We start from the raw sequence: 25474 nt of genomic DNA, 5'->3' as shown, positions 1-25474 counted from the left end.
GGCATCCTGCCAGCCCAATGAAATCAAGGAGTTGACGCCAGATTACAGGCGCCACACGCCCGCAGCGTAGAAAAGAAAACGCCGCCTTGAAGTGGCGGCGTCGGTCACGGCGATGAACGGTCAGTCACACCGCTCGATGATCGCCGACCCCCAGGACAGGCCCACACCGAAGCCACTGAGGGCCACGCGCTTATGCTGCGAGCCCAGCACGTGCTTTTCCAGCAGCAGGGGAATGCTCGACGACACGGTATTGCCGGTCTCGACCATGTCCTTGACGAACTTCTGCTTGTGCTCGCCTTCATCGAACCGCGCCGACACGGCATCGACGATCGCGGCACTGCCCTGATGCAGGCAATACAGGTCGATGTCATCGGATTTCAGGTCGCTGGCCTCGAGCAGTTGCTGCAGGTGTGCAGGCACCTTGACCAGCGCGAAGTTGTACACCTGACGGCCATTCATGAAGAACTTGCCGTCGGTGGTGCGCAGGTGCTCGGCGCCGGCACCGTCGCTGCCGAACAGCGACTTGCCCAGCTGCCAGGTGGCATTTTCACCCATCCAGGTGGCAGTGGCGGCATCGCCAAACAGCATGGTGGTGTTGCGATCTTCTGGGTCGACGATCTTCGAATAAGGGTCGGCGGTAATCAGCAGGCCGTTCTTCAGGCCGGCGGCTTCCATGAAGCCCTTCATTGCGTACAGGCCGTAGACATAGCCGGAACAGCCCAGCGAGATATCGAAAGCAGCGATCGCCGTTGGCAGGCCGAGCTTGTGCTGGACGATCGCAGCAGTGTGCGGTAGCCCTTCTGCGTCACCGTTCTGGGTGACGACAATGACCGCATCGATGGTTGCCGGGTCCAACGATGGATTGGCAGCGAACAGGTTTTTTGCGGCCTCTACGCACAGGTCGGAGGTTTCCTGGGCGGCTTCCTTGCGCGGCAAGAAGGTCGAGCCGATCTTGCCAAAGATGAAATCCTGGTCCTTGCCGAATTTCGCGCCCTGGGCGTAGTTGTCCACGCCTTCAGTCGGCACGTAACTGGCGATGCTTTTAATGCCAATCATATGGCTTCCCAATTCAGTAACAGCGCAATACCCGCCATGGTCCAAACGGCAAAACGCCAGGCGATACGGTGGCTTCCGATCCCTGACGGCTTGCCCGGGTGCGACGCGGCGGTTCCCGGTTTCGACAATATACAGTGAAGATGCGCGTTCTGACTCTCAAGTCACGCTCTTTTTGTCGATTCGGCAAAGCGCACAGCGCCACCCATAAAAAAGCCATGACCACCAGGCGGCGGTCATGGCTTGGCGCAGCAGGCGGGTTGGTGTCAGCCGATCAATGCCTGCCACTCGACCCTGCCCTGAGCGTCGATGCTGAACAGCTTGCCGTCGCGGCTATGGCTGGCGTTGTAGCAAGGATCCTGGGCCAGCACAGGCGCCCAGCGCGCACGCATTGCCGCACAGGCCATTGCATCATCACTGGCCTGCGCATGACGCACGGCTTGTGCCTGCGGCGTGAACACCACCAACAGCCCGGCCGCAGCCGCCTGCAGGCACAAGTCGACCTCCGCCGCACGCACGCTCGGCGCCTGTTCATCGAGGCCACCCGCAGCGCGCAGCAGCTCGGCACGCAGCATGATGCACCCTGACACCGCTGAAACACCGTGCTCTACCTGCAGGCGCTGCATGTAACCCGGCGCCTCCTTGGCCTCACCGGCAAACGCCGGGCGTACACCGGCCTGCGCCGTCAACACCAGGCCCGCCTCGACGACCTTGCCATCGGCGCCCAGCAGTTTGCCACCGACCACGCCGACTTCCGGGCGCTGGGCCTGGTTGAGCAACCCTTCCAGCCAGTTGGCGTTGAGCACTTCGGCCGAGCTGTCGAGCAGCACCAGGTACTCGCCACGGGCCTCGCGGCTGGCGTAGTTGAGCATGGCAACGGGAACCAACGGCTGTTCGCTGCGAATCACCCGTACCCGGCTGCCAGCCGCCTGCAAGCTGCCCAACCAGTCGCGCAGCTCGGGCGAGCGGCTGGCGTTGTCAGCAATGAGGATCTCGTGGTTCTGGTAGCGGGTGCGCTGGATCACGCTGACCATGCACGCCTGCATTTCATCGAAGTTGTCCTGGCAATGCAGGATGATCGAGACCACCGGGCGTTGCGGGTGACGATAATCGATCTGCAAAGTGCCAGGGTGTGCCGAACCGACTGAAGCGCCATAGCCACGCTGGGCAATATGCTGAGCCAAAACGGCACGTTCCTGATCGTGGCTGTCAGTACCCGGTGCCTTGCAGATGAGCAAGGGCTCTGCCAGATGGGCGAAGCCGGCCGTACCGGCCTGCCCGATCAAACGCAGCAACAGATCGAACTCCAGTGCCAGCGGGTATCTTGCATCGAAACCGCCAGCGTCGAGCCACAAGTCGCGACGCACCAGCCAATGGCGGGCCATGCTGCCCGGTACGCTCTGCAGCAAGTCCAGGTTGACGCCCGGGCGCAACACCTCACGCAGCGAACCATCGGCCTGGCTCTGCAGCTCATCCATCGCCACCGCGCGCACACCGTCGACGCCCAGCAACTCCAAGCCCGCACGCAGCAGACCGGAACCGGTGAAGCGGTCGCCGCTTTCGGCCAGCATGACCCAGTCGGTATCAAGCTGCCTGGCCGCCTCGTTCATGCGCTGAACGTAATCCTGCGCCGTGACCTTGACGAAGTGCACGGTCTGCTGAGGGCGAGTCACGGCCGGAAGGTCGCCGGTGGTCAGCACCACCACCTTGAAGGCACGGCAATGGCTGCTCATGAGGCTGTCGAAGGTCGCCTGCAGCTTGGCCATATCGGCGTCAAGGTCAAGCAGCAGGATGCCGAAGGTCGGGCCACCTTGCTGCCGCGCCAGGAACTCGGCGGCCGCGCGGGCCTGCTCGGCATCCGGTTCACGGCGCTGCAACCACTTGAGCAGCCGCCCCGATGGCAGGCTGTCGAGCAATACCTGGCTATCGAAGCCCGGCACCGATTGCAGGCGCTGCAACCAGCCGCGCAACGGCGCTGCTTCGGCTTCATCACCTGCCTCTTCCAGCGAAGCCAGGAGCCGCTCCACCACCGCACGGTTGAACGGGCTTAGTGTCAACGCCTCCCACAAACGGCTGCGCTGGGTACGGGCATCGTCATTGGCATGCACCTGCATCAGTTGCCACTGGCGCAGCAGGATCGGCTCAAGCTCGATGAGCTGCTGACGCCCGGCAGGCATGGTGTGGATGAGGAATTCGCATTCAGCCAACACGTCGAACATCGGCTTGTTGTAGAACGGCATCTCGACGAACTGCTGTTCGCCAAACACACGTCGTGGCTCAGGCTCGGCCAGCTTCCAATGTGAGCGCACGATCAGGCAACCCTGCAGCGCGACGCCGGTCAGCAGGCCTTCGGCCATCGCCTTGAAGCTTTCCAGGGCGATGCGCTTGACCGCTTCTGCCCCCTGCGCGCTCAGCGCGGTCGGGATCGAGGCGAGAAACTCGGCGAAGGCTTCGCGATCCTGGCGTGATTTTTCATCCTGCAGCGCCAGTACGGTGAGCACGTTGGTGTTGTGCTCGGAGCCCCCGTAGTTGATTTCTCGCACCGCATAGGGGATCGGCAGGATCCGCGCCTTGGCGTTGACCAACAGGTAGAACGTGTGGCCAATTTCCTGCCACTCGAAGTTGGTGCCCGGCGGCAGCAAGGCATACCACTGCTGCAACAGGTCGGTGCGGGTAACCGCGTAGAATGGCGGCAGAAACTGGCCCATGAATTCGAGCAGGCGCTGCTCGGGCTGCTCGGCGCAGTAGTCCTCCTGCACGCGGTTGTCGCGCTTGTAGAAGTCCACCTGGGTACCACGCCCCAGATACATCATGCCGTAGCCGTGGCACACCCCGTAGTCAGGGTTTTGCTCGAGGAATTCCACCGAGCGGGTCATGCCGTCATGCAGCAAAAAGTCGTCGACCGCCGCAAAGGTCATGAACGGGGTACGCACCTCGTTGACGCCGTAAGTCAGCTTGTCTTGCAGCCCGGTATAGGAAAACTGCGGCAGGTGGCGGTAATCGACCTGGGGGTAGTCACGCATCACCTCTTCGTCGGCCTGCAACGATGAGTCCAGCACCAGGATGGTCGCCGGGTAGTTGCGGTAGTAATACAAGGTCCGGCGCAGGAACGCCGGGCGGTTGTGGGTGATCACCACCAGGGTGAGGCGATCCTTGAGCGACGCATCGCCCGGGTGCTGTGCATGAGCCTGCATATGTGTTCCTGCCCGTTGTCCGGCTGGTTCGAGGGTTCAGCGCACGCGGCGCAGGTAGCCATCACGGGCCACGGTGATCAGCAGCTTGTCGTGAACCTCGGCATCGATGACGAAGTCCTCGGTTTCTTTCAAATAGGCCCAGACCGCCGTGCGCGGGTTGTCGCCGACACCCCATGGGCGGTCCGGGAAGGCGTCTTCGGGCATGTCCTCGACCACGGTGTCCATCACCACGCAGTAGCTGCCTTGCGACACCAGCGGGGCATAGGCACGCAGCTCGCCGAGTACGTGCTCGTGGGTGTGGTTGGAGTCGAGCACGACGATGACTTTCTTGCCTTCGGCAAGGGCGCGCACGCGCTGGACAATCGCTGGATCGATGCTGGAGCCCTCGATCATGCTGATGCGCTTGAACATCGGGTGGCTTTCGATGGCCTCGCGGTTGTGCGCACGGATGTCCAGGTCGATGCCGAGCACTTCACCATGCCCTACCAGCTCCATCATCGACGCGTAATAGATGATCGAGCCGCCGTGGGCGATGCCGCATTCGATGATCAGGTCGGGCTTGATCTTCCAGATCAGCTCCTGCATGGCGACCATGTCCTGGGGCAACTGGATGATCGGGCGGCCCATCCAGCTGAAGTGGTAGGTGTACTTATGCCTGGCGGACTCGTTGTAGAACGTCTTGGCCAGCTCGCAGAGTGCGGTATCGTTGCCTTGGGCGCGGATCTCGGCCTGGCTCTCTTCGGCAAATACCTGCTGTGGCGTCTTGTCGCTCATGTGAAGCCTCTTGAAAGTGATGACCCGGCGCCCCTAGTGGCGCGCGGGCTCGATAGTGGATTGCAGTAAGTTCTGCAAACGGTCGGTTACCGCCCAGAACGCCATCGGCTCATGGGTCGGGTACGGGTAATGGCCCAAGTTCAGTTGCAGGCGCGCGCCGCGCTCGTGCAGGCGTTGCTCGACCAGGCTACGCACGGCAACCGGCTGGCCGCTGGCGCAATTGACCACCCCCGAAAAATGCCCGCAACCAAGCACCCCCGCGAGCTGGCTGGCGGCCTGCGTGATCGGCTGGAAATCGCGCAATTGCTCACCGCCGGACATGTCGAAAGACGTCGCACCGCTATCGATCGCGCGATCGAGCGCCGTCAGCAGGCTGTTGGGGTTCTGCCCTTCCCCGTGCAGGTAGAACAGCCGCGCCCATTGCAGGGCGAACGGATGATGGCGCTGCAATGCCTGGAGAAACTGGTGCAGGCTGTGCTTGGCCAGCCCGTAGGGGTTGGCGGGCCGGGCTGGGCATTGCTCGTCCAGTGGCCCGCTCTGCATGCCGTATTCGAAACAGGTGCCGGTCACCAGGACCTGGGGCACCCCCGCCAACACGGCCTGTTTGATGAAGTGGTAGTCGGCCATCAGGTTCTGCTCCAGGTGGAACAGCCCCTGGTAGTTAGGCAGCCCTGGCCAGGCCAGGTGGGCCACTGCATCGACTCCCTCGACCCAGCTGGCGACCTGCCCCGGCGTAGCCTGCTGCAGGTCGGCGGCCACAAACTGCACCTGGTCGAACCAGGGCATGGCCTGCGCCCGCAGCGCATCACGGGCCAACGCCCGCACACGACAGCCGCGCGCCAGCAGCTCGGCCACCAGATGCCGCCCGACAAAACCGGTGGCGCCAGTCACCAGCACATGCTGCCGCCCTGTCATAGCACGGTCAGCTCGGGCACGGCGATCACGAAACGCCCGCCCCACTCACGGATGCCGGCTTGCTGTTCACTCACTTCGCGCAGCAGGTTCCACGGCAGCACCAGCACGTAGTCGGGCTGCTCCTCGGCCAGGCGCTCGGGCGCAACCACCGGGATGCGGCTTCCCGGCAGGAACTTGCCTTGTTTGTGCGGGCTGGCATCGGCGACCCAGGCTAACAGGTCAGCCTTGACCCCGGCATAGTTGAGCAAGGTGTTGCCCTTGGCGGCCGCGCCATAGCCCACCACGCGCTTGCCGGCGGCCTTGGCCTCGAGCAGAAAACGCAGCAGTTGCAACTTGATGCGCTCTGCAGCCGGCGCCAGGGTTGAGTAAAACGCGGCGGTGCGCACACCGACAGCGTCTTCGACAGCCAGCAGGTCGGCCACCGCTGCAGTCACTGCGCGGCGCTCGCCGTCGGCACGCTGGGCAAACACCCGTAGCGATCCGCCATGGGTCGGCAGCTGCTGCACATCGAAAATTTCAAGGCCGTTGCGCTGGCAGAGGATCTGCACTGCCGTCAGCGACAGGTACGAATAGTGCTCGTGGTAAAGGGTGTCGAACTGGTGCTCGGCCATCAGGGTCAGCAGGTGCGGGAACTCGAAGGTCACCACCCCTGCCGGCTTGAGCAGCGTAGCGAAACCGCCGAGGAAGTCGTTGATGTCCGGCACGTGGGCGAGCACGTTGTTCGCCGCCATCAGGTCGGCACTCCAACCTTCTGCCACCAGGCGCACGGCCACTTCGCGGCCAAAGAACACCTCGCGGATGTCCAGGCCCCTGGCCCGGGCCGCCTCAGCGGTGCTGCGGGTCGGTTCGATACCCAGGCACGGGATGGCGCGACGCGCGACGTACTGCAGCAGGTAGCCATCGTTGGCGGCAATTTCCACCACTCGGCTGTCCGCGTTCAGCCCGAAGCGCTCGACCATGCTTGCCACATAGGCCTGGGCATGCGCCAACCAAGAGCTGGAGTAGGAACTGAAATAGGCATAGTCGGCATCGAACAGTTGCTCGGCGCGCGTGTAGTCTTCGGTCTGCACCAGCCAGCATTGCTCGCATACCGCCACCTTCAGCGGCACCCATTGCTCGGCCTCAGCCAATTGAGCAGCAGACAGGTAGGCGTTGGAGGGTGGCGATGTACCCAGATCAATCAACGGCAAGTGCAAGGCACTGCCACAACCTCGGCAATTCATAAGGTCACTCCGGTAAAGCGGTCATCCAGCCAAGGATGCACTTCATCCCGGGCCGAAAGGTTGATCACAGGCAACGGCCATGCAATCGCCAAGCGCGGGTCGATGACCGACAGGCCGCCCTCGTGCTCAGGGGCGTAGTCGGCGCTGTGCAGGTAAAGCAGCTCGGCGTCATCGCTGAGCGCCTGGAAGCCATGGGCAAAACCGGCCGGCACCAGCAGGCTGGTCCCCTCTCCGGCCTTGAGGCGTTCTCCATGCCACTGCAAAAACGTCGGGGAACCGGCACGCACGTCGACCACCACATCCCAGACCTCACCCTGCAGGCAGGTGATGTACTTGCTTTCCGGCTGCGGCCCGGCCTGGTAGTGCAGGCCACGCACGCTGCCGCGTTCGCGGGTTAGCGAGCGGTTGATCTGACGAATGTGAAACGGCGCGCCGAAGCGCTCGAGGCTGTCTTCGCAATACAGGCGCGAGAAGGCGCCACGCGCATCCGCGTGGTGACGATGCTCGACCCGGGCCAATCCCTGCAGTGGCAAGGGGTGCAATGTGTACTGGCTCACAGCGCCTCCTGATACAGGCTCAGCTGGGTCAGGCTGACCGCACGCATGTCCATGCCCTTGCGCCAGGCCAGGTGCCAGCCCAGGGTCCGCTCCAGGCATTCGTGCAGTGACCAGCGCGGGCGCCAGCCCAGCAACTGGCGGGCGCGCGAGCTGTCCAGGCGCAGCAGGCCGGCTTCGTGCAAGTCACTTGGCTGGATATTCACCCCAGGCGCTTGCGGCCACTGCCCGGCGAGCAGCTGCACCACTTCGCCGACGCTGCACATGTCATCTTCGCCCGGGCCGAAGTTCCAGGCACCGGCATAGCGCTGGCCTTGCTCATAGAGACTGGCCGCCAGTTGCAGGTAGCCGGCCAGCGGTTCCAGGGCGTGCTGCCAAGGGCGCACAGCCTGGGGGAAACGCAAGGTCACCGCCTCGCCTTCGGACCAGGCTTTGAGCACGTCAGGGATCAGCCGCTCAGGCGAGAAGTCACCCCCACCCAGTACGTTGCCGGCGCGCGCCGTGGCCAGGCTCAGGCCATGCTCGGCGAAGCGTTCAGGGGGGAAAAACGACGCTGCGTAGGATTGCGCGAGGATCTCGCAGCAGGCCTTGCTGCTGCTGTAGGGGTCATGCCCACCCAGTGCTTCATTTTCGCGGTAAGGCCACGCCCATTCCTGGTTGGCGTAGACCTTGTCGGTAGTGACCACCACGCAAGCGCGTACGCCACCGACCTGGCGCACGGCCTCAAGCAGGTTGAGCGTGCCCATCACGTTGGTTGAATACGTGCCCAGCGGGTCACGGTACCCTTCGCGCACCAGCGGCTGGGCGGCAAGGTGCAGGACAATCTCGGGCTGCACTTCGGCAACCAGTTCCAGCAGCACCCCCAGATCACGCACATCGCCTCGGCGATCATCGATACCTTCCCCGGCACGTGCCAGTTCGAACAGGCTAGGTTCGGTGGACGGGTCAAGGGCAAATCCGGTGACAAGGGCGCCCATATTCTGTAGCCAGAGCACCAGCCAGCTGCCCTTGAAGCCTGTGTGGCCCGTGACCAGTACGCGCTTGCCGGCCCAGAATGCGGGGCTCAGTCCCATTGCTTCCATGGCGCCTCCCCACTGGCCCAGAGTTGCTCCAGGTGGTTCTTGTCACGCAGGGTGTCCATCGGGTGCCAGAAGCCATCGTGCTCGAACGACATCAGCTGACCCTCTTCAGCCAGGGTGTTCAGCGGCTCGGACTCCCACGGCATGGCATCATCGGCGATGTAGGGGATGACCTTGGGTGACAACACAAAGAAGCCGCCGTTGATCCAGCCGCCATCCCCTCGCGGCTTCTCGCTGAAGCCACGCACGAGGTTGCCTTCGCGCTGCAGCGCGCCGTAGCGCCCCGGGGGTTGTACGGCAGTGACGGTAGCCAATTTGCCGTGGCTGTGATGGAAATCGACCAGTGCTGCGATATTGATGTCCGACACGCCATCACCGTAGGTGAAGCAGAACGCGTCGTCATTCTCCACGTAGCGCGCCACACGGCGCAGGCGGCCACCGGTCATGCTTTCATCACCCGTGTCAACCAGGGTCACGCGCCATGGCTCACTGTAGTTCTGGTGCACATCCATGCGGTTGGCGCGCATGTCGAACGTCACGTCGGAGGTATGCAGGAAGTAGTTGGCGAAGAAGTCCTTGATCGCGTAGCCCTTGTAGCCGAGGCAGATCACGAAGTCGTGGATACCGTGCGCCGAATACTGCTTCATGATGTGCCAAAGAATTGGCTTGCTACCGATCTCGATCATCGGTTTTGGCTTGAGGTGCGACTCTTCGCTGATTCGCGTACCGAGACCACCCGCCAGAATGACTGCCTTCATCGATTTCCTCATGTACTTCGCGCCTCCGGCACCGCCAGGGCGAAGGTTTTATGGCGATATCGATGGGGTACTGCAGGAAATGCGCCAACCTGTGCGGGCCAGAAAAAACAGGGGCCACCAAGCGGCCCGGGTGAAACTTAATCCGCCAACCAGCCCCACTCCCAGTGCCGCAGGTTGTCGTCACGCAGCACGAAATCGCGCATCACGGCCTCACGCAAGTCATCGCCCATACGATAGCTGGCAGCCGGGTCGGCCAAGTGGGAACGGATCGCCTGCAGCCACTCCTCGGTGCTGTTGGTGTAGACCCGCGTGCAGGGCAGGTAGCCACGGTAGGCTTCGGTGTCGGTGCAGATGGTGGGATAGCCGCAAGCACCATACTCCAGCAGACGCAGGTTGCTCTTGCAGTCGTTGAAGATATGAAACTCCAGCGGCGCCAATGCCAGGTCGAGGTTCAGGCTTGCCAGCTTGGCCGGATAGAGGTGCAGCGGGACACCTGGATGATACTCGTGAATGTACGGTTTCAGACCTTCCGGGCACATGCCGAAGAATACCCACTCCACCTCACCGGCCAGCTCGCGCACCACCTCGGCAATAATTTCCAGGTCGCCGCTGTGGCTGGTTCCCCCGCCCCAGCCAACACGCGGCTTGCCGGACGTGCCGCGGCGGCTTGGCGGCAGGTTGGCCCACAGGCGCGGTGCCAGCATGTTCGGCACCACCCGGATATCCTGATGCATATCCGAGAGTGCGTTGGCCAGTGCCTGGGTAGTCACTACCAGCCGGTCACACAACCCGATACCGCGGCGCAGGTGCTGTTCGATATCGGCAGGTTTGTTACGCGCATGGGTATTTTTTTTCGGCGCGCTCAGCACGTAATCGTCCATCTCGAAGATACGACGGGCGTTGGAGAAACGCTTGATGCGTTCGATATCCCGCACCGAGTCTTCGGCATGGCGCAATTGCAGAATGATCACGTCAGGGTCCATTCGCGCCAGCTGCACAACGCTGGGCGATTCAAAGGCTATGCGCCCGACCACCCGCCCGGCAGCCTCGAGCTGGCTGAACGGCTCACTGACTCGATAATGACCCACCGCAGTGTCGTTGAGCGGCAGCCCCAGCACCGATGGCAAAGCCCGGGCGCACAACGGATTCCAACTGCCCCGCAGGCTCGGCTCCAGGCTGAAGTCGGCACTGGCCAAACCCAGGCTCGGGTTGTAGGCCGGGTCGCGTATGACTTTGCTCAGCCAGCGTTCGCAGAACACCTGCTGCTGTTCCAGCTGCTGCTCATGGCTCGGTTGCGCCTCGGCCACCACTCGTTCGGCCTTGAGCATCACCGCATAAGGCGTACCGACCACCAGGTAACCCTGACGCCCGACGCGCAGGCACAGGTCCAGCTCGGCAAGCCCATGCCCAAGCTCCTGCCCTGCTAGCCCGCCAACACCGTCGTACACGGCCTTGCGCACCATCAGGCAGTCACCACCGACGGCGCTCCAATCCTGCACCACCTGCAGACGCTGCAGGTAACCGCGCGCTTGCATGTCTTCACCTGCGAAAGCCGGGCCTGCGCCACTGGACACGCCCAGCACGCGACCGGCCTCGACCACGCGGCCCTGGGCATCGACCAGCTTCGCGCCCACCACCGCGACCTCCGGACGCTGGGCGTGCTGCAGCAGTTCGTTGAGCCATTGGCCGTCAAGCACCTGCAGTGATGGGTCCAGCAGCAGCAGGTATTCGCCGCGGGCCTGCGCCGCTGCAGCATCGATCAGCTGTTCACGCTGGCCGCCAGGCTGCTGAAGTACCCGCAGCATGCCTGCGCCCAACTCCGCCATAGCCTGCAGCCATTGCGCAATACCTGCCTGGACCCTTGCCCCCGCCACCAACAACAGCTCATAGCGGCTGTCGGCAGTGCGCTCGATCAGGCTCTGGACGCATGCCTGCAGGCGTTCGAGATCCTCACCCACCGGGATGATGACCGAGACCAGCGGCTGGCTGCCATGCAGGTAATCGACACGGTTGAGCAGCGCCAGCTCGTCGTGACGTATCTGGTGGGCAACACCCAGCCGATTCAAGTGCGCAGCCAATACCGGCTCGCTCTGGGATATCACGTCCGGCAGCGAGAGCCATTGGGCGAAGCTCATCGCCGACTGCACCTGGATTTCGGCAATATGGTCGATCACCTGCGGGCCACGGCTTTCAACCAGTCGCCAAAGCAAGTCATGCGAAGCCAGTTCGCCGAATGCAGGGTCGAACCCGCCCAACTCCAAAACGGCTTGACGGGCGAAGGCCAGGTTACGCCCCACGTAGGGATAGCTGCGCAACAGATCGAGGTTGAACGCAGGTTTGAACACCGGCTCACCTGGCGTGTCGTCGAGCCATGCACCTTCATCGCTGTAGGCGCAAGCCACCTCAGGGAATACGGCCACTCGCTCTGCGAGCAGCAAGACTGCTGATTCGCTCAAACGATCCCCTGAGCGCAGCAGGTAGATCCAGTCGGCATCGTGCAGTGAGGGCAACAGCTGGTTGAGCTGGCGCGACCAGTCCGCTTGCAGCGGCTGATGAACGAGCGGAATATCGGTGGTTGGCAGCCGGTCACCCAGCAGCACGCAGGCGTGCACCGGATACAGTTGCTCAGCCAGGCTGGCGAACGTCCGCCCCAGCGCCTGGTCATCGCCCTGGGCATCCAGCACCACCGGCACGATGCGTGGTTGGCGCGGCCAAGCGGCCACGGTCTGCGGCAACAAGCGGCGTTGCGTCTGGCTGAACTGGCGCGCCGCCAACCACTGCTGGTAGAGCTCGGCGTAACTTTCACAGTCGCTGCCAACCCGGCCATTGAGTCGCGTTACCCAGTTGCTGAGGACGCGCGCCACGCAAAGCTCCTGCCACTGCCGGGGTTGCTGCTGCACCTCGACGAGCGGCACATAGCGCACCCAACCACTGGCCGGCGCCGCTTCGCCACTCCGCGCCGCGACCATTTGCAACAGCCAGCGCCATTCCTGCGGTGCGCCCTGAGCCACCCCTGGTTGCTTGCTCATACGCTGCGGGTGCAAGCGCTCGAGCAGTCCAGGTTCGCTGAGCATGACCATGTTGGCACGGCGCATCAGGCAGGCGAACAGCGCAAGGTCAAGCAACGCGACAAAACTCTGGCCCTCGGCGGTCAGCGCCTGCAGCCACTGCAACGCCTGCTCGCGACGCATCAGCGCGGCAGAAAAGTTACCGAGGAAATTGACAGGCCGACCGTCGAGCAGGGCCAGCATGTCTTCACCCTTGAACAAGCTGTCGACATTGGCGAAACGCGCGTTGGCCAAGCGCATCGGCAGAATGAAGTTGTTTTCGTCGGCCATCACCCGCTGGGACAGTACCAGGCCAACTTCATCGTGCGCCTGCAGCACGTTGGCCTGGCGCTCCACGCACTGCGGGAACAGGCAGTCATCGTCACACAGCACCTTGACCAAGGTGCCGCTTGCCAGGGTCACGCCGTGCAGCAAATTATCGACGAAGCCCCTGCGCTGCACATTGCGCTCATAGCGCAGGCGCGCAGCTGCCTGCGCCTGTGCTGTGCGCACGATAGCCTCGATCTCGTCGCCTTCACTGTCATCACAGACCAGCACCTCCAGGTCCTCGCAGGTCTGGCTCAATGCGCTGTGCAAGGCCTTGGCAAAGAAACGCGGGTTGTAGGCAGGGATGACAATACTGACGAGCGGCTTTTCGTTCACGTTGACGACCTTGAAAAAAAAGTGCGCCGCACCTGACGGTGGCGGCGCACGATTGAATACGCACAGGGCGCTATCAGATGTAGTTGACCAGCGACAACCCGGCAACCTTGGCGTAAGCCTGCAGCGAGGCCTGCAGCATGTTGGTCTGCAACTGCAGGCGCACCATGACTTCAGCGGGGTCGCTCTCGCGAATCGAACTCTGTGTCTTGAGATTCTCGGTGCTCAGGGCTTCGTTGGTTTCGGCCTGTACGTCGAGTGCCTGACCACGCCCACCGATCGCCGCGATGGAGGACGTCACCTGGTTGGTAGCGCTGGCAACGTTGCCAATTGCCGAATCCAGCGAAGCCTTGAGCTTCTGACTTGCCTCGGGATCACCATCGACCGGGGTATTGAGCGCAGCGCGCAGCTGGCCGATGGTATCCAGCACGTTCTGGGTCTGATGCGTATCGACCTTGACGGCGAAGGAGTCGCCGGCGGTCGGCGCGCCCGACAACTCGAACTCGACACCCATGGCCGTGGCGGTGTTGCCGCTCAGGGTACCGGTGGAAATCGGCTTGCTGTTGGCACTGACTGGTGAGGCATACAACTCAAAATCGGTGGCGCTGGTGAACTTGAGCACCGCCCCTTCCGGGAATGCTGCCTTGTACACGTCCTGGTCGATGATTTTAGCACCAGCCACCTGGGCCGAAGAGGCATTACCCGGGCTGCGAGTACCGGTGATTTCGTCAGCCTTGGAACCCAGGGTGAAGGTATGGCCCGCGATGGCTGCATCGGGGTCGGCTTCGTCGCCGGCCTTGAAGCTGATATCCAGGCGCAGATCTACCCCGCGGAAGTTGATCATGGTGTTCTCGCCGTTCGGGTCGAACTTGCCACTCTGGGTCGCTTCCAGGGTTACATCGTTGCCGCTGGCATCGGTGATCTTGAATTCGGTGCTGCTGGTGAATTCGACGCTGTAAGGCTCGCCACTGCGGAAGCGGTCGTTGTAGGTCGAGCTGCCCGAAACCTGGCCGTTCGACAAGGTGACACGGCCATCATCGACAGCCGGCGAGGTCAGATGCGTCTCGCTGCGGCTGGTGTTCAGTGCCTGCTCGAAGGCGTCGTAGCCGGTCTCGTTGGACGCCAGGCTGATCATGTCGCCGACCTGCAGCTTCAGCTGGCTCTGGTCACCCTGGTAACTGTAGGTGCCGTCCGCATTGCGCACATAGGGCTGGGTATCACCCTTGGAGCCAGAGAACAGGTACTTGCCGTTTTCATCCCTACTGTTCATGAGCGTGAACAGCTGGTCTTCAAGCGAGGCAAGCTCATCAGCGTTGGCCTTACGGTCCAGGTCGGTGAACGAGGGGTTGCCGGAGCTCACCGCCAGTTCGTTGACCCGCTGCAGGATGGTGCCGATCGAATTCAACGTGCTCTCGGCGGTGCCCAGGGCGTTACGTACGCTGGTGATGTTGCCCTGGTACTGCTTCAGCATATTCTGCTGCTGCTCCAGCTGCAGCAACCGCGCCGCGCCCACCGGGTCGTCCTTGCCCGACCGCACGCGGATGCCATCGCTGGCCTCCTGCTGGGTCTTCACGGTATTGGCGAAGTTCTTCTGATAGTTGGCGCTGTTGGTGTTGTAGAACTGCGAAGTAGAGATGCGTACGCTCACGATCTACGGCTCCTTAAAGACTGTTGATCAGGGTGGCGAAGGTTTCCTGGGCCGCCTTGATGATCTGCGACGACGCGGTGTAGTACTGCTGAAACTTGATCAGGTTGCCGGTCTCTTCGTCGATCGAAACGCCCGACAAGCCGTTGCGGCTGTCCAGTGCAGAGGTTTGCAAGGCCGTGGTGGCGTCACTGTCCATCTGCGCCTGGCCGGCCTTGCCGCCGACGTTGGACACCAGCTTGGCGTAGGCATCGGTGATGCTGATGCCCTTGCCGTCGGCCCCGACCTCGACCGTGGCCTTGGTCTGCAGGTCGATGATCGACTGGCCGTTGCGGTTGTCCGCCGAGCCCGCGGCGGTCAGCGCCACGGTGTAGCTGTCGCCGTTCTTCGGGGCGCCGGTGACGCTCATCTCGAAGGTGAAGTTACCGCCCAGCGAGTTGCCGTTGGCATCGACCATCGGCACCGACAGCTGCAGCTTGTTTTCCTGGCCGGGCACGATGGTGCCGCTGCCGATCTCGGTACCCTTGGCGTCGTACATCTTGTAGGCCTGGGGCGACATGGCTTCGTCACCGAACACCAGCTTGACCGGGGTCGAGTACTTCAGGCCATTTTGCAGCTGGGTGCGCTGGGCGGCATCGTAGATGTCCAGCTGCGAGGTCAGCGTCGGCTGGGTAATCACGCCGGTGCCCTTGTTGCCCGAGCCGCTGGTGGCGGTCAGCGGCGACGACAGCGCCAGGCGCTTGGGGTCGGTGAGCACGGTATCGATGCTGGCCGCCGCGTTGCGCGTCGGGGTAATCTTGAAGCTGTCGCCGGCACTCAAGGCACCGCCATTGAGCGACAGGCTGAAACCGTCGATCACCGGTGCCGGGTCGTCGTCGAGGCTGTAGCTACCCATGTCAGTGCCGTCGGGCAGCTTACGCACGGTGTACTGCTTGTCGCTGGTGAAGGTCACCTGGTAGTCGCTGGTGGACAGCTTGCCGGTGTCCTTGATGGTTACATCGAGGTTGCCGGAGCCGGCGCTGTTGCCCGTCTTGGCAATGCTGCGCTGGCTGATCGCGGCGGCACTGTTGATGTCGCCGAACAGCGTGGCGCCGAAGTCACCGTTCTTGTCGATGCCCTGGGCCAGCTGGCTGTTGATCGCATCGGCCACCACCAGGGCCACGCGGCCCAGCTCGTTGAGCGCAGGGTCGAGGGTTTCGCTGCGATAGCGGATCAACCCGCCCAGCTCGCCACCGGTGGCGCTGCTGGTGACGTCCATCTTGGTCGAACCGCGGTTGAGGATCAGGCTCATGCGGGTCGGGTCGGTAGCGCTGGCCTGCACGCCCAGGGTCTGGGTGGTCTTGCCCAGTACCAGTGCCTGGCCGTTTTTCAGGTAGATGTCGTAGTTGCCTTCACGCTCGACCACATCGGTGCCGATCAACGAACTCAGCTGGCGCACCGCGCCGTCGCGCTGGTCGAGCAGGTCGTTGGGCTGGCCGGAAACGGCGCTTACGCGGGAAATCTGTTCGTTGAGGTCGGCGATGGTCTTGGTCAGGCTGTTCACCTGGTCGGCCAGCGACGCCATGTTGCTGTTGATGTTGCTGTTCTGCTGATTGAGCTGCGCCGACAGGGTGTTGAAGCGCTTGGCCAGCGACTGGGCGCTGGTCAGCAGCAGCTGGCGCGAGGCGTCCTCGGTCGGCTTGGCGGCGGCATCCTGCATGGCGCTGAAAAAGCTCTGCAGCGCGGCGGTGATGCCGGTGTCGCTGCCGGACAGGGAGGTATCCAGCGGGGTGATCTGATTCAGGTACGAGGAAGCCTCGCTGCTCAGCGAAGTGGTGGTGCGCAACTGGTTCTCGAGGAACGCGTTGTACACCCGGCGCACGTCGGCCAGCGTGGTGCCGCTGCCGATGAAGACCTGGCCGACCTGCTGGCCGCCCTTGGTCTTCTGCACGTTCTGCTGGCGCGAGTAGCTCTCGACGTCGGCGTTGGCGATGTTGTTACCGAGGGTGTACATCCCCGACTGCGCGGCGCCAAGCCCCGACATACCAATATTGATCAGACTCGCCATGGTTCCATGCCCTTAAAGTTTCGTTGTGGTACCGAGCATTGCGTAGCTCTCGTACGACTTCATCTGTCTTGCGATCTGCGAGATCTTGCTGGCGTAATTCGGGTCGGTGGCATACCCGGCCTTCTGCAACTCTTGCACGAACTGTTCTGGTTTATCGGCCGCCTTCACCGCTTCTTGATAGCGGGAATTGTTCTGCAGCAGGCTGACCAGGTCGTGGAAGCTGTCCTGATACGAGTCGTAGGAACGGAACGCCGCCGTCTCCTTGACGAACTGGCCGTCGCGGAATTCGCTGGTGATCGCCCGCGCCGAATCGCCCTCCCAGTTGCCGGAGGCCTTGATGCCGAACAGGTTATGGCTGCTGCTGCCGTCGCTGTTGCGCATGACCGACTTGCCCCAGCCGGTTTCCAGGGCCGCCTGGGCCACCAGGTAACGCGGGTCGACACCAATGCGTTTGGCCGCCTGTTCGGCCATCGGCAGCATGGTGGCGACGAATTCGTCGCTGTCGCTGAAGGCCTTCTTCGGCGCCAGGGGCGGCTGCGCCACGGCGCGGCCGGTGATGCGCAGGCCGCGCTCGGGCACCGCGAAGCTCTGCGCGACCTGCTGCCCGTCACGGGCCGGCACGGCGGCGGTATTGGTAGTGGCTGCAGGGTGGGTTGCCGACGGCACGATACCGGCCAGCAGGCGGTCGGTAAGCTTGCCCGGCAAGGCCAGGCGCCGCGAATTGAGCGCGGCGACATCGTTGCGGCTGGCCGACTGAGCGGCATGCACCGGCTCGGCCACCTTGTTGCCCCACAACGCCGGCGCACTGCCCTCGTTGCGCGGGAACGGGCTGGTGTTGGCCGGCGTGCTCTTGTTCTTCGACAGCTGGCGTACCAGCACGTCCTGCAAGCCGATACCCCCGCCCTCGCGGGACATGCTCACGGCCAACTGCTGGTCGTACATGTCGCGGTACTGCTTGACCGTCTGGGTGTTCATCGGGTTGTCGTCGGCCAGCACATCGCTGGCCTTGCGCGAGGCCTTGAGCATCTCGCTGATGAACAGCGACTCGAACTCCTGGGCCACCTTGCGCACGTTGGCGTCGCTGTCGCGGTCACCGTGCTTGAGCGAGCTCAGGCGGTTGAGGTCGGTGTAGGCGCCGCTGTCGGCGGCGCTGGACACCAGGCTTTTCGAGTTCATGGGTGGCGTCCTCAGATCACGATCAGGTCGGCCTGCAAGGCGCCGGCCTGTTTCAGGGCTTCAAGGATCGCCATCAGGTCGCTGGGCGCCGCGCCGACCTGGTTCACCGCGCGGACGATCTCATCCAGCGTGGTACCCGGGCCGAACTTGAACATCGGCTTGGCTTCCTGTTGCGCGTTGACCCGCGAGCGCGGTACCACGGCGGTCTCGCCATTGGAGAACGGCCCTGGCTGGCTGACGATCGGGTCTTCGGTAATGGTCACGGTCAGGCTGCCATGGGTCACCGCCGCCGGCGAAACTTTCACGTTCTGGCCGATGACGATGGTGCCGGTGCGCGAGTTGATGATGACCTTGGCCACCGCCTGGCCGGGGTCGATCTCGAGGTTTTCGAGGATCGACAAGTAGTCCACGCGCTGGGTCGGGTCCATCGGCGCACTGACGCGCACCGAACCGCCATCCACGGCCTGGGCGACACCTGGGCCGAGCAGCTCGTTGACCTTGTCGACGATACGCTTGGCCGTAGTGAAGTCGGGGCGATTGAGGTTCAGGGTCAGGCTGTTGCCCTGGTTGAAACCGCTCGGCACGGCACGCTCCACCGAAGCACCACCCGGGATGCGACCGGCCGACGGAACGTTGACGGTGATCTTCGAGCCGTCGCGGCCTTCGGCATCGAAACCGCCGACCACCAGGTTGCCTTGGGCGACCGCGTAGACGTTGCCATCGATACCCTTGAGCGGGGTCATCAGCAGGCTGCCGCCACGCAGGCTCTTGGAGTTACCGATCGACGAAACGGTAATGTCCACCACCTGGCCGGGCTTGGCGAACGCCGGCAGGTCGGCATGCACCGACACCGCAGCGACGTTTTTCAGCTGCACGTTGCCGGAGCCTGCCGGCACCTTGATGCCGAACTGCGACAACATGTTGTTGAAGGTCTGCAGGGTGAATGGCGTCTGGGTGGTCTGGTCACCCGTGCCATTGAGCCCCACCACCAGGCCGTAACCGATCAACTGGTTGGAGCGCACGCCAGAGATACTGGCGATGTCCTTCAGGCGCTCGGCATGGGCACCGAACGCACAGGACAGAAGCAAGGTTGCGGCAATCAGCTGCCTGACGTTGAACATGTTCATCCGTACTCAGAAAGGCCAAAGCGGGCTGAGGAAGAAACGATCCAGCCACCCGGGCTGGCTGGCATCGGCGAACGAGCCGGTGCCCGAATAGGTGATGCGCGCATCGGCCACACGGGTGGACGGCACGGTGTTGTCGGTGGCGATATCGTCGGCGCGGATCAGGCCGGCAATGCGCACCAGCTCCTCGCCAGTGTTCAACGTGAGCCATTTTTCACCGCGCACGGCGATGATGCCGTTGGGCAGCACCTCTGCAACGGTCACGGTGATCGAGCCGGTCAGGGTGTTGCCCTGGGTGGCCTTGCTGTCACCTTTGGTGGTGCGGTCGCCGCTGTAGCCAGCCTCGAGCGAAAGATCACCGCCGCCGAACGGGTTGTTGGTGTTCGGCGAGGCGCCGAACAGCGAGGTCAGGCCGATGTCTGCCTTGCTGTTCTTCTGGATCTGCGAGCCGGCGTTCTTGCTCGCCGAGGTCTTCTCGTTGAGCGTGATGGTGATGATGTCACCCACCCGAAACGCCTTGCGGTCGCTGTACAGGTTCTGGTCGAAACCGGCCTGGTAGATCGAACCGTTGTTGGCCGCTGCCGGCAACGGGGTGCGCGGCAATACCGGCGCGTAGTACGGGTCGTTGGGCTTGGCCGTCGGTGCGACGCAACCAGCCAGCAACACCGCCCCCCCCAGGGCGAATACGGACAACAGACGATTCATGACGCTTACCTCACGGTGTAACAAGGGCTAGGGCTTACAACTGCTGGGTGACGAACGACAGCATCTGGTCGGCGGTGGAGATGACCTTGGAGTTCATCTCGTAGGCGCGCTGAGTGGTGATCATGTTCACCAGCTCTTCCACGGTGCTGACGTTGGAGTTTTCCAGGGTCTGCTGCAGGGTGGTGCCGAAGCCGTTCAGGCCAGGGGTGCCGACCTGTGGCGCGCCGCTGGCGGCCGTCTCCAGGAACAGGTTGTTACCGATTGCCTGCAGGCCGGCCGGGTTGATGAAGTCGGCGGTCTGCAGGTTGCCGATGACCTGGGCGGCCGGGTTGCCGGCGGTGGTGATCGACACGGTGCCGTCCTGGCCGACGGTGAAGGTCTGGGCGTCGTTCGGCACCACCACTGCCGGCTCCAGCGCCAGGCCATCGGCATTGACGATCTGGCCGTCGGAGTTCAGGTGGAAAGTACCGTCACGAGTGTAGGAAACAGTGCCGTCCGGCTGCAGAATCTGGAAGAAGCCGCGCCCGTTGACTGCCATGTCCAGCGGGTTTTCGGTGGTCTGCAGGCTGCCGGTCTGGAAGTTCTTCTGGGTGCCGACGATGCGCACACCAGTACCGACCTGAAGGCCGGACGGCAGCTCGCTGTCCTGAGTGGATTGCGCGCCTGGCTGGCGTTTGATCTGGTACAACAGGTCCTGGAACTCGGCGCGATCACGCTTGAAGCCGGTGGTCGAAACGTTGGCCAGGTTGTTGGAAATGACCGTGAGGTTGGTGTCCTGGGCGGACAGGCCGGTTTTAGCGACCCAAAGAGCCGGAAGCATCAGTATTCTCCTCGTGCGCCTGTTTTACGGCACCCGTTCAAGTGTGGTTAGCCGATTTGCAAAACACGCGCCATGGCTTCGTCGCCTTCCTTGGCCGCGTTCATCATCTTCACGTGCAGTTCGAATTGGCGGGACAGCGCCAGCACCGAGGTCATCTCTTCAACGGCGTTGACGTTACTGCCTTCCAGGAAGCCCGACACCACTTTGACGTTGGCGTCGGCCGCCGCTGGCTGGCCGTTGCTGGTGTGGATCAAACCGTCCAGGCCCTTGGTCATGCCCTTGATGTCCGGGTTGACCAGCTTGATGCGGTCGACTTCGGCCATCACCCGCGGGTCTTCACCCATGGAGCGGATACTGATGGTGCCGTCCGCGCCCACTTCGACTTTCTGTTCTGGCGGAATGGCGATAGGGCCGCCGTTGCCGATCACCGGCATGCCGTTGCCGGCGCGCAGCACACCCAGGGCGTCGATGTTCAGGCTGCCGGTGCGCACATAGGCTTCACTGCCGTCCGGTGCCTGCACGGCAATGAAGCCCTGACCGGCCACGGCCACGTCCAGGTCACGCCCGGTCTCGACCATCGGCCCTTCGCTGAAGTCGGTGGCGGGACGCTCGGTCATGGCAAACGCCCGCGACGGAAAGCTGTCGCCGAACACCGGCATCGAGCGCGCCTGCTCCAGGTCGCGCTGAAAGCCATTGGTGGAAATGTTCGCCAGGTTGTTGGCGTGGGCCTTCTGCGCCAGCGCGTTCTGGCTGGCGCCGGTCATGGCCACGTAAAGCATCTTGTCCACAGTCATCCTCCGCTGCACTGGCGATCGCTTGCCGCTCGCCGTTGCTGTGCAGGCACTAAAGCAAGTTCCGAACCAACTTTTGGAAATCGTGAAAAAGCCCGTGATTACGGGCTTTTGCGGGTGAGAGTGGTGAGGGGGACGCCGGTTATCCGGCGCCGGATTGCCGATTGCGGCAAACCTGTACCGGCCGCTTCGCGGGGCAAGCCCGCTCCCACAGGTTTGAGGGCGCAACACAACTCCCTGTGGGCTTGCCCCGCGAAGAGACCGGCACGAGATTCAACGATCCCGGCACCCACCATTGTTGTAAGGCCCGGCAAACCGCTTCCAGCCCTCCCCCGGCGACCACTGCGAGCACACCAGGCGTCCATCTACCTGACTCTCCCAGCGCCACCAGGGCGCAGTGCCGGCTTGTGCCTGATACAGGCACAAGGCGGCGAGCAACGCGACAAGCAACCTTTTCATGAACACTCCCGCAAAAACGACGAACCCCTTCACGACAAAGGGGTTCGTCCTCACGCCATCAACCCGCGACCATCAGGCCATCTGGATGACGGTCTGCATGATGGTGCTTTCGGTAGAGATGGTCTTGGCGTTGGCCTGGTAGTTGCTCTGCGCCTTGATCAGCTCGACCAGCTCTTGAGTCAGGTTGACGTTCGAGCCTTCCAGCGAGTTGGACTCAACGCTACCCAAAGTACCGGTCTTCGGTGCATCGATGCCCGGAATGCCCGAGTTGTAGGTCTCGGTCCAGCGAGTACCGCCAATCTGCTGCAGGCCCTGCTCGTTGGCGAAGCTGGCCAGGGCAACCTGACCGATGGCGCGCGACTGGCCATTGCTGAAGCTGGCGAACAGCACGCCCGTGGCATCGATGCTCAGGCTCGACAGGATACCGGTGGCGAAGCCATCCTGGGACTGCGACATGCGCGCGGTCTCGGTATTGTAGGAGGTGGTGCTGTTCATCGACAGCTTGATGCCATCGGCATTGCCGGCCGCCCCGTTGGACGCCCAGTTGCCCGAGGCATCTTCCACTGCTGGCACCCAGCCAGTCATGGTGAAGGTGTTGTTGGTCACGGTGAACGACGAGCCTGCCGGGTGGCCGGTGTTGTCGGCCGCCATGCTCTTCACCGAACCATCGCTGTTGAAGCTGATGGTGCCGGTCAGCGGCGCGGTGGAAGACGGGTCGAACGGGTTGCGACCGTCGATCAGGGTGTAGGACGTCCACTCGTTGGTGCCGGTCTTGCGGTAGTACTGCTCCATGGTGTGCTCGTTACCCTGGCTGTCGTACACCTTGGTCGGGAACGACTTGCTGTAGGTCGTCTCGTCAGTAGGGTCGAACGGCAGGTTCGGGACCATGGCGCCGGTACCATCGTCGACTTCCAGCGGGATGTCCTTGGACGAGGAATTCAGGTTGATGCCCTGATCAATCAGGCTGGTAGCCTTGGGCTGCAGCGCCGACGTATCGATCTGCAGATCGGTCAGTACACCCTTCTGGATCTTGCCGGACGAATCGGCCGCGTAGCCTTGCAGGCGCAGGCCGTCCGAGGTGATCACGAAGTTGTCCTTGTCGGCCTGGAAGCTACCGGCTCGGGTATAGACCTTCGAGCCATTGTCGGACAGCACGAAGAAGCCCTGCCCCTGGATGCCCATGTCCAGCACGTTGCCCGTGGTGTTCACATCACCCTGGGTGAACTGCTGAGAAACAGCTGCCAGGCGCACGCCGTTACCGACCTGGTTCTTGCCCACGCCCAGGCGGTTGGCGCCTGCGTAAACGTCGGCGAACTCGGCGCGCGAGGACTTGAAGCCGGTGGTGTTGACGTTGGCGATGTTGTTGCCGGTAACGTCGAGTTGCTTGTTGGCTGCGTACAGACCGCTAAGGCCGATATTGAAAGACATGAATTCGCTCCTGCTCCGCGCTGGCGGGCCTTAGATACCGATAGTTTGTACGTCGGAGAGGGAAACCTTACCGACACCCGCGAGGTTGAGCACCATTTCGCCGGTTGCATTGAAGCTGACGCTGGTCACCTTGGCCGGCAGCAGCGTGTTCATCTGCACTGCCTGCCCGTCCACGGTAGTGCTGGCGGTAAAGGTGTAGGTGCCCGGGTCGACCTTCTCGCCACTGTTGTTGGTGCCATCCCAGATGAAGTCGGCATAACCGGCTTTCTGCTCGCCCAACTCGATGGTCTTGACGGTGTTGCCGTCCTTGTCCTTGATGGTGATCTTCGCTTCGCTGATCGCCTGCGGTACGACGAACTGCGCATTGAAGCTCTCGGCCGTATCGACCACGGCCTTGTCGTTCTGCACGACCACCGAGCGGCCGACCAGCGACGAAGCCTGCAATGCCTGGGACGAAGCCATGGCGTTGGTGATGCTGCTGACCGAATCGTTCAGCGTGGTGATGCCTTCCAGGCTGCTGAACTGCGCCAGCTGGGCCACGAACTCGCCATTGTCCTGCGGGTCCAGCGGGTTCTGGTGCTGCATCTGGGTAACCAGCAACTGCAGAAATGCATCCTTGCCGAGCGTATCGGTGCCCGTCTGGGAGGCGGTATCCGTGGTTTTCTTGGTGGTGCCACCGACGCCCGATGCCGTGAGGACATCATTAAGGTTTACACCGCTGGTGCTATCGACTGCCATGGTCTGGATTCCTTATCACTGACCCAGGGTCAGGACTTTCTGCATCATGTTCTTGGCGGTGTTCATCAGCTCGGCGTTGGTCTGGAACGCCCGGCTGGCGGAGATCATGTCGGCCATCTCCTCAACCACGTTGACGTTCGGGTAATAGACGTAGCCGTCCTTGTTCGCCGCCGGGTGGTTGGGCTCGTAGCGCGCCTCCAGGTTGCTCTGGTCTTCGATGATGCCCTTGACCTGCACGCCCTGCCCCGCCTCGCCCTGGTCTTCGAACAGCGACTGGCTGGTACCGGCCTGGGCATTCTGGAAGGTGGTGGCGAACACCGGATGACGTGCGCGGTAGGTCTGGTCGATGCTCGACGAGACGGTTTCGGCGTTGGCGATGTTGGAGGCAACGGTGTTGAGGCGGGTGTTCTGCGCACTCATGCCGCTACCGGCAATGTTGAAGACACTGGAAAGGGACATGGTCATTCTCCGCGCAGGGCCGAAACCAGCCCTTTGAATTTACTGTTGAGCAAGGTGAAGCTGGCCTGGAAACCGATGGCGTTTTCCGTGTAGTTCGATTGCTCGATCTGGGCATCCACGGTGTTCTGGTCGATCGACGGCTGGGTCGGCGTGCGGTACTGCAGCGTGTCGTCGGCCATCGCCAGGCCTTCAGCCTCGATGTGACGGCTGTTGGTCCGGTCCATGGCGAAGCGGCCACCGGTTTGCTGCTTCTGGCTTTCGGCGGCGAGCACCGAAGAGAAGTCCATGTCACGCGCTTTGTAGTTGGGCGTGTCGGCGTTGGCGATGTTGTTGGCCAGCACTTCAGCGCGCTGGGCGCGGAAGCCCAGGGCCTTTTCATGGATGCCAAGCGCCTTGTCGAAACTGATGCTCATGTCGGGGAAACCTTCGAAGGTTGACCGGAAGATCGTTGGCCAAGCTATAGCAAGGGCTGTGCCAATGTTCAGAAACCCCGGAAACACTGGGCTGGGCGGCGGATGATTGCGGGAGTGATGCCAGAAAAGCGGCAAAGTGCTTCCGCCTGGGGAAGGCAAAGCGGCAATTGCCGAGTGGCAAAAGCGGCAAAACAAAAAATTGACGTCAAGGGTTGGGATTGGGGGGGGGGGGGGTAAAGCGCTCGGCTGGAGATTTGAGGGGGTGCGCAAATCGCTCGGCGCTTCGCGGGGCGCTTGCCTTGGGATCTTGAGCGCCTTTGAGATCGAGCGCCGCCCGCGCGGCGCTTCGCGGGGCAAGCCCGCTCCCACATTTGTTGCAACGTGCCATGGCCTGATAGGCCATAGTTGTCAG

The 25474-nt window shown here is 62.8% G+C and carries 21 protein-coding genes; all 21 read right to left on the bottom strand.

All coding sequences use genetic code 11. The features are described 5' to 3' along the window. Positions 1-120: 120 nt before the first annotated feature. Positions 121-1056 (bottom strand): ketoacyl-ACP synthase III, encoded by a 936-nt coding sequence (locus ACFY68_RS12845; protein ID WP_387527623.1) that lies wholly within the window; start codon positions 1054-1056, stop codon positions 121-123. A 263-nt stretch (positions 1057-1319) separates the two neighbouring features. After that, a complete protein-coding gene (locus tag ACFY68_RS12840) occupies positions 1320-4247 on the bottom strand; it encodes a TIGR00180 family glycosyltransferase (RefSeq protein WP_387527620.1) in 2928 nt (975 codons plus the stop codon). A 36-nt stretch (positions 4248-4283) separates the two neighbouring features. Beyond that, positions 4284-5021: a cephalosporin hydroxylase family protein gene (locus ACFY68_RS12835; protein ID WP_387527617.1), complete on the bottom strand. Its 738-nt coding sequence runs from the start codon at positions 5019-5021 to the stop codon at positions 4284-4286. 33 nt (positions 5022-5054) lie between these two features. Continuing rightward, positions 5055-5936 carry an NAD-dependent epimerase/dehydratase family protein gene (locus ACFY68_RS12830; protein WP_387527614.1) on the bottom strand — a complete coding sequence of 294 codons (882 nt, stop codon included), beginning with the start codon at positions 5934-5936 and terminating at the stop codon, positions 5055-5057. Beyond that, a complete protein-coding gene (locus ACFY68_RS12825; RefSeq protein ID WP_387527611.1) occupies positions 5933-7159 on the bottom strand; it encodes a methyltransferase domain-containing protein in 1227 nt (408 codons plus the stop codon). The genes ACFY68_RS12830 and ACFY68_RS12825 overlap by 4 nt, the downstream gene beginning before the upstream one ends. Then, the gene (locus tag ACFY68_RS12820) at positions 7156-7716 is read right to left on the bottom strand and encodes a dTDP-4-dehydrorhamnose 3,5-epimerase family protein (protein WP_387527609.1); all 561 of its coding nucleotides are present in this window, start codon (positions 7714-7716) and stop codon (positions 7156-7158) included. Before ACFY68_RS12820 ends, ACFY68_RS12825 begins: the two co-directional genes overlap by 4 nt. After that, positions 7713-8795, bottom strand: a complete 1083-nt coding sequence (gene rfbG / locus ACFY68_RS12815; protein WP_387527606.1) for a CDP-glucose 4,6-dehydratase — start codon at positions 8793-8795, stop codon at positions 7713-7715. Before rfbG ends, ACFY68_RS12820 begins: the two co-directional genes overlap by 4 nt. Next, positions 8777-9550, bottom strand: coding sequence for a glucose-1-phosphate cytidylyltransferase (gene rfbF, locus ACFY68_RS12810; RefSeq protein ID WP_387527603.1), 774 nt, complete (start codon positions 9548-9550; stop codon positions 8777-8779). The genes rfbG and rfbF overlap by 19 nt, the downstream gene beginning before the upstream one ends. A 137-nt stretch (positions 9551-9687) precedes the next feature. Then, positions 9688-13260, bottom strand: coding sequence for a glycosyltransferase (locus ACFY68_RS12805; protein ID WP_387527600.1), 3573 nt, complete (start codon positions 13258-13260; stop codon positions 9688-9690). Between the two features lie 73 nt (positions 13261-13333). Next, positions 13334-14905: a flagellar hook-associated protein 3 gene (locus ACFY68_RS12800; RefSeq protein WP_387527597.1), complete on the bottom strand. Its 1572-nt coding sequence runs from the start codon at positions 14903-14905 to the stop codon at positions 13334-13336. A 13-nt stretch (positions 14906-14918) separates the two neighbouring features. Next, positions 14919-16949 carry a flagellar hook-associated protein FlgK gene (flgK, locus tag ACFY68_RS12795; protein ID WP_387527594.1) on the bottom strand — a complete coding sequence of 677 codons (2031 nt, stop codon included), beginning with the start codon at positions 16947-16949 and terminating at the stop codon, positions 14919-14921. Between the two features lie 12 nt (positions 16950-16961). Then, positions 16962-18125, bottom strand: a complete 1164-nt coding sequence (flgJ, locus tag ACFY68_RS12790) for a flagellar assembly peptidoglycan hydrolase FlgJ (RefSeq protein WP_387527591.1) — start codon at positions 18123-18125, stop codon at positions 16962-16964. Between the two features lie 11 nt (positions 18126-18136). Further along, the gene (locus ACFY68_RS12785; RefSeq protein WP_346615054.1) at positions 18137-19246 is read right to left on the bottom strand and encodes a flagellar basal body P-ring protein FlgI; all 1110 of its coding nucleotides are present in this window, start codon (positions 19244-19246) and stop codon (positions 18137-18139) included. 12 nt (positions 19247-19258) lie between these two features. Then, positions 19259-19954, bottom strand: coding sequence for a flagellar basal body L-ring protein FlgH (flgH, locus tag ACFY68_RS12780; protein WP_387527586.1), 696 nt, complete (start codon positions 19952-19954; stop codon positions 19259-19261). A 34-nt stretch (positions 19955-19988) separates the two neighbouring features. Then, positions 19989-20774, bottom strand: a complete 786-nt coding sequence (gene flgG, locus ACFY68_RS12775; protein WP_387527584.1) for a flagellar basal-body rod protein FlgG — start codon at positions 20772-20774, stop codon at positions 19989-19991. Between the two features lie 47 nt (positions 20775-20821). Continuing rightward, positions 20822-21562 carry a flagellar basal-body rod protein FlgF gene (gene flgF / locus ACFY68_RS12770; RefSeq protein ID WP_387527581.1) on the bottom strand — a complete coding sequence of 247 codons (741 nt, stop codon included), beginning with the start codon at positions 21560-21562 and terminating at the stop codon, positions 20822-20824. A gap of 276 nt (positions 21563-21838) precedes the next feature. Next, complete coding sequence (locus ACFY68_RS12765; protein ID WP_387527578.1) at positions 21839-22024, bottom strand: hypothetical protein; 186 nt, start codon at positions 22022-22024, stop codon at positions 21839-21841. Positions 22025-22096: 72 nt separating this feature from the next. Next, positions 22097-23452 carry a flagellar hook protein FlgE gene (gene flgE / locus ACFY68_RS12760; protein WP_387527575.1) on the bottom strand — a complete coding sequence of 452 codons (1356 nt, stop codon included), beginning with the start codon at positions 23450-23452 and terminating at the stop codon, positions 22097-22099. Between the two features lie 30 nt (positions 23453-23482). Further along, a complete protein-coding gene (gene flgD, locus ACFY68_RS12755; RefSeq protein WP_387527572.1) occupies positions 23483-24190 on the bottom strand; it encodes a flagellar hook assembly protein FlgD in 708 nt (235 codons plus the stop codon). Between the two features lie 15 nt (positions 24191-24205). Further along, on the bottom strand, positions 24206-24649 hold the full coding sequence (gene flgC, locus ACFY68_RS12750) for a flagellar basal body rod protein FlgC (RefSeq protein ID WP_346615047.1): 444 nt from the start codon (positions 24647-24649) through the stop codon (positions 24206-24208). Positions 24650-24651: 2 nt separating this feature from the next. Then, positions 24652-25062 (bottom strand): flagellar basal body rod protein FlgB, encoded by a 411-nt coding sequence (gene flgB / locus ACFY68_RS12745; protein WP_346615046.1) that lies wholly within the window; start codon positions 25060-25062, stop codon positions 24652-24654. Positions 25063-25474: the final 412 nt, after the last annotated feature.

It is taken from the genome of Pseudomonas sp. NPDC012596, assembly GCF_042902325.1.
Lineage (GTDB): Bacteria > Pseudomonadota > Gammaproteobacteria > Pseudomonadales > Pseudomonadaceae > Aquipseudomonas.
Note: the sequence above shows the minus strand (reverse complement) of the source record. Positions and strands in the feature narration are given on the sequence as shown.